Source organism: Plantactinospora sp. B24E8, from assembly GCF_039871735.1.
In the GTDB taxonomy this organism is placed as follows: domain Bacteria; phylum Actinomycetota; class Actinomycetes; order Mycobacteriales; family Micromonosporaceae; genus Plantactinospora.
The window spans coordinates 1-7,018 of sequence record NZ_JBDPMH010000065.1; the positions used below are offsets into that span (position 1 = coordinate 1).

Below are 7,018 nucleotides of genomic sequence, written 5' to 3' on the forward strand. Positions count from 1 at the left end.
GTACGGGTGGCCCAACGCCTCCTCGCGATGACCGCCGCGATCTGGCACAACAACAAGACCGGTGCACCCGTCACCCGGTCACTGATCGCCTACGACCACTGACCGGGATTCGGAACAACTCGTCTAGACCAGACCCTCCGACGGGGGTGTTACCGGGCGGGTACCCGAGACCACAGGTCCCGCTGTGAGTTGAATTACCAATGGCAGGACGGGGAATGCCGCCGCCGCCCGACGGTTGGTCGCTGATGTGATCTTCTCTGTCCCCGCCCGCACCACCCGGCACCAGCCGAAAGGACGCCATGACCGTCACCGGTGAACAGGTCGAGGCGCCCGCGCCATCCCGTACGCCGGGCGACCTGATGACCCGCGCCCAGCGGCTCCGACTCATCCTCGTCCTCGGCTCGTTGATCGCGATCGGGCCGCTGACGATCGACATGTACCTGCCCGCGCTGCCCGCGATCGCGGCCGACTTCGAGACCCCGTCGGCGGCGGTGCAGCTGACCCTCACCGGAACCCTCGCCGGGCTCGCCCTCGGCCAGCTGCTGATCGGCCCGCTCTCGGACGCGGTCGGCCGGCGTACGCCGCTGCTGGCCGGCCTCGCCCTGCACATCGCCGCCTCGGCGCTCTGTGTGATCGCGCCGAACATCGGGGTGCTCGGCACCCTGCGGGTGCTGCAGGGCCTCGGCGTGGCCGCTACCTCGGTGGTCGGCATGGCCGTGGTGCGGGACCTGTTCAGCGGTTCCGAGTTCGCCCGGATGCTCTCCCGCCTCATGCTGGTGATGGGCGCGGCCCCGGTGCTCGCTCCCACCCTCGGCAGCGAACTGCTGCGCTGGACGCGGTGGCACGGCGTCTTCGTCGCGCTCGGGATCTTCGGCCTGCTGTTGATCACCGTGGCGTGGCTCGGGCTCCCCGAGACACTGCCGGTGCGGCGTCGCCGGCGCGGTGGGGCGCTGGACACCGTACGGACGTACGGCGGGCTGCTGCGGGACCGGACCTTCCTGGGACTCGTCCTGGTCGCCGGGCTGGCGATGGCGGCACTGTTCGCGTACGTCTCCGGGTCGTCCTTCGTCTTCCAGGAGCAGTACGGCCTCGACGAGCAGGAGTTCGGGTTGGCCTTCGGCGCGGGCGCGATCGGCCTGATCACCGCCACCCAGTTGAACGTCCGGCTGCTCCGCCGGTACTCGCCACAGCAGATCCTGGTCACCGCCCTGGTCGTCGGCAGCCTGGCCGGGTTCGCCCTGCTCGGCTTCGCGGTCACCAACTACGGCGGGCTGCCCGGCATCCTGGTGTCGCTCTGGGTGGTCCTGGCCGCGTCCGGGCTCGCCATGCCGAACGCACCCGCGCTGGCGTTGAGCCGACACGGCGAGGCGGCCGGCACGGCGGCGGCACTGCTCGGCGCGATCCAGTTCGGGGTCGGCGCGGTGGCGGCGCCGCTGGTCGGCGTACTCGGTAACGGCAGTGCCGGCATGGCCCTGGTGGTCGTCGGCGGGATGGTCTCGGCGCTCGCCGTACTCGTGCTGGTGGTCCGGCCCGCCCGGCTCGCCGCGACCGGTCCCGCGGTCGCCACCGCGGCCCTGCACTGAGGTTCGCGCAGGTACCCCGTCCCGGCGCGCGGCACCGTCCCGGCGGTGAACGGTGCCGGGACGGTGCCGGGCGGCCGCCCGTCCCCGGCGGCGTCGGGCGGTGAACCGCAGGGGGCGGCGATTCCGCCGCCCCCTGGTCACGCCGCTGTCGGCACGGTGAGGATCTCGGCTCCCTCGTCGGTGATGGCGATCGTGTGCTCACTGTGCGCGGTCCGGCAGCCGGTCGCGCTCCGCAGGGTCCAGCCGTCGGCGTCGGTGACGAGCTTGGCGGTGTCCGCCATGACCCACGGCTCCAGCGCCAGCAGCAACCCGGGGCGCAGCCGGTAGCCGCGACCGGGCTGACCGGTGTTCGAGATGTGCGGGTCCTGGTGCATCGTCGATCCGACGCCGTGACCGCCGAACTCGGTGTTGACCGAATATCCCGCCTCGCGGAGGACCGTGCCGATGGCGTGGGAGATGTCGCCGGTCCGGGCCCCCGGCCCGGCCGCGGCGATCCCGGCCCGCAACGCGCGCTCGGTCGCGTTGATCAGCGCGACGCTCTCCGCCGGGCGCGCGTCGCCCACGATGAAGCTGACGGCGGAGTCGGCGACAACGCCACCCTTGGCGACGGCGAGGTCGAGCGTCAGCAGGTCGCCGTCGGCGAGTGCGTAGTCGTGGGGCCGGCCGTGGAGTACGGCGTCGTTGACCGAGGTGCAGATGTAGTGGCCGAACGGCCCACGTCCGAAGGACGGCTCGTAGTCGACGTAACAGGACTGCGCCCCGGCCTTGATGATCATCGACTGGGCCCAACGGTCGATGTCCAGGAGGTTGGTGCCCACCCCGCAGCGGGTCCTCAGCGTCTGCAGGATGTCGGCGACCAGGGCGCCCGCCGCCCTGGCTCGGGGTAGTTCGCTCGGGTTCAGGATCTCGATCATGCGACGCCCACTCGGTCGGCCAATAAATATCCCGGCCATATTATCCCGGTACTACAATCGGCGTCATGGTCAGGTTGCCGCTCACCGCCGCCGAGGTCGAGCGCGGGCAGCGCCTCGGCGCCCTCCTGCGCCGCGCCCGGGGGGAGCGTTCGATGCTCGGCACCGCGCTGGCCGCGGGCGTCTCACCGGAGACCCTTCGGAAGATCGAGTCCGGTCGGGTCGCCACCCCGGCCTTCCCGACCATCGCGGCGATCGCCGACGTCCTCGGCCTCTCCCTCGACGCGGTGTGGTCGGAGATCAACCGACCGGAGGGCCGGGTCGACTTCGCCGCGTCGGGCCACAACCCGGCGCAGCGGTTGGCCTCCTGAGCACCGGATCCACCATCTGCCCCGCGACGCCGCTGGCCACCGTGCCGCTACCGGTGACGACGCTTCCGGCCCGGGGTGCCGTGGCTGGCCGGTTTCCCACCGCGCGTCCGTGACGCCGTACCGGACCGGGTCGCGGCGGACCGGGTTGACGCCTGCGCGGCAGCGGCCGACCAGTGTGTCGGGCGGGTCAGCGCCGGCGGCAGGCCGGTGCGGGCATCGCCCCGGGCCGCGTCGAGCTGGGACTGGCTCAGGAAGATGCTTCCGGTCAGGTCGGCGCCGCGCAGGTCGGCGCCGCGCAGGTCCGCCCCGGTCAGGTCGGCCAGGTGCAGGTTCGCGCCGCGCAGGTCCGCCCCGATCAGGTACGCCCCACGCAGGTTGCCGCCGCGCAGGTCGACCCGGCGCAGGTCGGCTCCGATCAGGTCGGCGCCCCGTCGGTCGGGGCCGGACCGACCAGCGCCGCCGCGGACGAGTTCACTGGTCCGGACCAGCAGGGGGTTGACGTACCGGCGGTGGTCGTCGACGTCGACGGCGACCAGGAGGTCCGGCCCGCCCCGGGTGAGGGCCACGATCTGGTCCCGGGCCCTCCCGAGTTCGTCCGCCAGGCCGTCACCGGGCGGCAGCGCCCCGGTCAGGGCCAGCGCCTCGGTCAGGTAGTAGAGCAACTCGTGCAGGTGCCGCATGACCGGGAAGACCGCGAACATCGGTCCGGCGAGCGCCGGCTCGTCCCGCCAGTTGCGTCCGCCGAAGGTCACCTGGGTGACCTGCTGCCCGGCTCCGAGGCAGTCGAAGACGGTACATCCGGCGAAACCCCGGTCCCGCAGCTGCGTGTGGATGCCGCACCCGAAGTCGTCGCCGAGATTGGGGCAGGCCCGGCCAGCGGGCTTGTCGATGGCGAAGTCGGCCGAGGCGGCGAAGGCGGGCACCACGCAGCAGAGCCCGGCGCAGCGGGCGCAGTCGGCCCGCAGCCCGGCCCGACCGTCGGCCGGGTCGGGCTGGTCGGGCTGGTCACCGCTCCGGCCCAGGCGCAGGTTGACCGGGACGCCGGTTTCGCCGCACCCGGCGGTTGCCGCGTTCTCCGCGCTCACGATGCCGCTCCCCCGTTCCCCGCCGCCCCGGTGGGCTGAGCTGGGACAAAGGGTACCGGCCGGACGACCACGCGACCCAGGACGGAAAGGTTCGGGTGATCCACTCTTCGCGGCCCACCCGCATTCATCCCCGGCCCCTACCGTCCGATCGATTCCCCAGCCTGACGAGATGAGGAGCGATGGGAGTTCTCAAGCGGGTCGGTGTCGGCGCCGCGCCGGTCAACGGGATCGCCGCCCCCTTCGCCGACCAGCCGGTCCAGGGCTTCAACGGCGTCCTGCGCAACAGCGACGGCACCTTCGACGTGCTCTCCGACAACGGGTTCGGCAACAAGGCGAACAGCGCGGACTTCCTGCTGCGCGTCCAGCGGGTCGCGCCGGACTACGGATCAGAAGGTTAGGGGTTCGAATCCCTTCGGGCGGGCAAGATTGAAAGGCGCTTGAACCGCCCCGTGTTCAGGGCGGCCAGGACCAGCGGGGTGCGTTTGTTCGTCGCCGCGGACCAACCCACGATCGCCCTGGCGTAGACGTCGACGGCGAACGCGACGTAGACGACGCCGTACCAGGCGGCGACGTGGGTAAAGTCCGCGACCCAGCACCGGTTCGGCCGGGCGGCGACGAAGTCCCGGTTGAGTAGGTCAGCGGCGCGTTCATGCCCGGCATCGGCTGTGGTGGTGCGGATCTTCTTGCCGCGCGCGGCACCGGTCAGGCCGGCATCACGCATCAACCGCTCGACCGTGCACCGGGCCGCCCCGTGACCGCGCCGGCGCAGATCGTGCCAGACCTTGGGGGCACCGTAGACGCCGTAGTTCGCCGAGTGGGTCTCCCGGATGAGTTCCGTCAGCTGCGCATCGCGCACCTGCCGCTTCGACGGCGGACGCGTGAGGTGTCCGGTCTCAGGGAGTCAGCTCACCCTTGTGGCTCGCCGCAGGCGATCCAGGTCGCCGCCCGGTCGCAGTCGTTGTACACGGACCAGGCAACGACTCTTGTCAACTCTGTGGGAGCCATGGCTGACGGCCGCTGGCCGGTCCCGGTGGCGGTTGCCGGGATCGGCCAGCGGCCGAGCCGTCTGCTGCCCCAAGCGGAGTCAGCGCGTGGTCAGGAGATCTGCCAATCGATCGGATGCTCGCCCGGAGCCGGGATCAGCGCGGTGAACAGCGGACTGGGCTTTGCGAGGACGGCGTTACGGAACTCCGCCCAGTAGCCGTCGGTGCCCAGGATCTGCTTGGCCCTGGGAATGGCTGCCGAGTCCGGCGCGGAGTAGTAACGCACCTTGGTGTTGTCCCCGTCGACGGCGGCTCGGTACACGACGTCGGCGGTGATCGACGGGTCGGAGCCGGTTGGCGCGTTCTTGGAGAAGAACGCGTCGATTCCAGCCTGATAGTCCGCAGGGACGTCCTGCGCAATGTCGATCTTCGTGAAGATGCGGGTGGAGTGCTGTCCGGGCAGGACGGCCTTGACCGCGATGCCGAAGGCGGCCACCTCCAGGCTCATCCCCTCGCTGAGCGCCGCCACGGCTGCCTTGGAGGCGGCGTAGACGGCGCTGTACGGATAACCCTGCTCGGCGGTCAACGAGGAGATGTTGATGATCGTTCCGGAGCGCTGGGCGCGGAAGATCGGCAGGAAGGCCTGGCTGAGCGCGATCAGTCCGAACACGTTGGTCTGGAACTGCCGGTGGATCTGGTCCATGCTGCTCACCTCCACCGGCCCCATCTGGTAGAAACCCGCATTGTTGACCAAGACGTCGACCTGTCCGAACTGCTCCACGGCGGTCTGCGCGAAGGGCCCTGCCGCCTGCTCGTCATCGACGTCCAGCAGCAGCGTCCGGACCCGCTCCAACTCATCGTGCACCGTCAGGTCGGCCTCCTTGCGGACCGTCGCGACCACGTTCCAGCCTTCGGCGGCGAACTTCTCGACGATGGCCCGGCCCATTCCAGTCGCGGTACCGGTCACCACGATCGTTTTCGACATGGAGGGCTTCCTCTCCTATTAGTCCCGGCCCGGACATCCGCGCCCTCTATGGGGCTTTGCTGCTGTCCGGGCAAGTGGTGGCTTGCTGATGCGTCCAAGTGTCATCCTGGCAAATCGGGCCGGCCAGGTTCGGTTATTCATGGGAAAGTTATTCATGGGAAAGACAGTCCCAGGTATCCGCCGAGGCCCGGGGGTAGATTGGGTTTCATGTCCAAGCGCCCGGAGTCCAGCGCGAGCAATCCGCTTGCCGAGTTTCTGCGGGCCAGTCGTGCACGCATCCGGCCGGACGACGTCGGCCTACCCGACGGCGGCCGGCAGCGCCGCGTTCCCGGGCTGCGCCGTGAAGAGGTCGCCCAGCTGGCCAATGTCAGCGCGGACTATCTGGCCCGGCTCGAGCAGGGACGCGTCACCAGTGCGTCACCCAAGGTCCTCGACGCCCTCGCGGACGCGCTTGGTCTCGACCGCGACGGCCGGGAGTACTTGCACTCAATCGCAGGGCCGAAACAGCGCCCAGGATCCCGTACTCAGACCACGTCGCGGGTTGACCCGCAGACCCAGCGATTGCTCGATAGCCTGTACGAAGTTCCCGCCTACGTATTCGGCCGGAGACTGGATATCCTCGCCTGGAATCCCCTGGCCGCTGCCTTGTTCACCGATTATGGGGCACTGCCGGAGCGGCACCGGAACCTTGTCTGGCTCACTTTTCTCGATCCGGGTTACCGGGAATTGAACACCGACTGGGCCAGGGCCGCCCAGGAATGCGTCGCCTATCTACGTATGGAGGCCCGGAACTACCCGAGCGATCAGCGCCTGGCCGAACTTGTCGGGACTCTCTCCGTCAAAGACGCGGACTTTCGCACATGGTGGGGCGGCCACCTCGTGACCGGCGCCGCACTGCGCCGCAAGAGCTACCAGCATCCACTGGTCGGTCCGCTCACCCTCGATTCGCAGCAATTCGACGTCAGCGGCAAGCCCGACCAGCACCTCGTGGTGTTCACCGCCGAACCAGACAGCTCATCCCACGAGGCACTGAAGTTGCTCGCCCAGTGGACGAACACGCCGGTGGCTTGAAATCCCCGTTCCGAAAGTGCCCTTCCTCC

8 protein-coding genes and 1 pseudogene are annotated in these 7,018 nt (G+C 70.0%); 5 read left to right on the top strand and 4 right to left on the bottom strand.

Features of this window, described 5'->3' with window-relative positions; translation table 11 throughout:
• A pseudogene (locus ABGB21_RS36635) lies at positions 1–102 on the top strand (IS982 family transposase); the annotation flags it as partial.
• Positions 103–359: 257 nt separating this feature from the next.
• Complete coding sequence (locus ABGB21_RS36640; RefSeq protein ID WP_347681737.1) at positions 360–1,583, top strand: multidrug effflux MFS transporter; 1,224 nt, start codon at positions 360–362, stop codon at positions 1,581–1,583.
• 137 nt (positions 1,584–1,720) lie between these two features.
• Here ABGB21_RS36640 and map read toward each other — a convergent pair whose 3' ends face one another.
• The gene (map, locus tag ABGB21_RS36645; protein WP_347657984.1) at positions 1,721–2,497 is read right to left on the bottom strand and encodes a type I methionyl aminopeptidase; all 777 of its coding nucleotides are present in this window, start codon (positions 2,495–2,497) and stop codon (positions 1,721–1,723) included.
• Positions 2,498–2,562: 65 nt separating this feature from the next.
• On the opposite strand from map, the gene ABGB21_RS36650 reads away from it, so the two are divergent.
• The gene (locus ABGB21_RS36650; protein WP_347657983.1) at positions 2,563–2,865 is read left to right on the top strand and encodes a helix-turn-helix transcriptional regulator; all 303 of its coding nucleotides are present in this window, start codon (positions 2,563–2,565) and stop codon (positions 2,863–2,865) included.
• A 47-nt stretch (positions 2,866–2,912) separates the two neighbouring features.
• On the opposite strand, the gene ABGB21_RS36655 is transcribed toward ABGB21_RS36650, so the two are convergent.
• Positions 2,913–3,830 (bottom strand): pentapeptide repeat-containing protein, encoded by a 918-nt coding sequence (locus ABGB21_RS36655; protein WP_347657987.1) that lies wholly within the window; start codon positions 3,828–3,830, stop codon positions 2,913–2,915.
• A gap of 299 nt (positions 3,831–4,129) precedes the next feature.
• On the opposite strand from ABGB21_RS36655, the gene ABGB21_RS36660 reads away from it, so the two are divergent.
• The gene (locus tag ABGB21_RS36660; RefSeq protein WP_347681729.1) at positions 4,130–4,348 is read left to right on the top strand and encodes a hypothetical protein; all 219 of its coding nucleotides are present in this window, start codon (positions 4,130–4,132) and stop codon (positions 4,346–4,348) included.
• On the opposite strand, the gene ABGB21_RS36665 is transcribed toward ABGB21_RS36660, so the two are convergent.
• On the bottom strand, positions 4,345–4,806 hold the full coding sequence (locus tag ABGB21_RS36665; protein ID WP_347681731.1) for an IS3 family transposase: 462 nt from the start codon (positions 4,804–4,806) through the stop codon (positions 4,345–4,347). The two genes, ABGB21_RS36660 and ABGB21_RS36665, sit on opposite strands and share 4 nt — an antisense overlap.
• A gap of 239 nt (positions 4,807–5,045) precedes the next feature.
• On the bottom strand, positions 5,046–5,918 hold the full coding sequence (locus ABGB21_RS36670) for an SDR family NAD(P)-dependent oxidoreductase (protein ID WP_347681733.1): 873 nt from the start codon (positions 5,916–5,918) through the stop codon (positions 5,046–5,048).
• A 207-nt stretch (positions 5,919–6,125) separates the two neighbouring features.
• Between ABGB21_RS36670 and ABGB21_RS36675 the strand changes: the two genes are divergently transcribed.
• Positions 6,126–6,989 carry a helix-turn-helix transcriptional regulator gene (locus tag ABGB21_RS36675; RefSeq protein WP_347681735.1) on the top strand — a complete coding sequence of 288 codons (864 nt, stop codon included), beginning with the start codon at positions 6,126–6,128 and terminating at the stop codon, positions 6,987–6,989.
• Positions 6,990–7,018 lie beyond the last annotated feature (29 nt).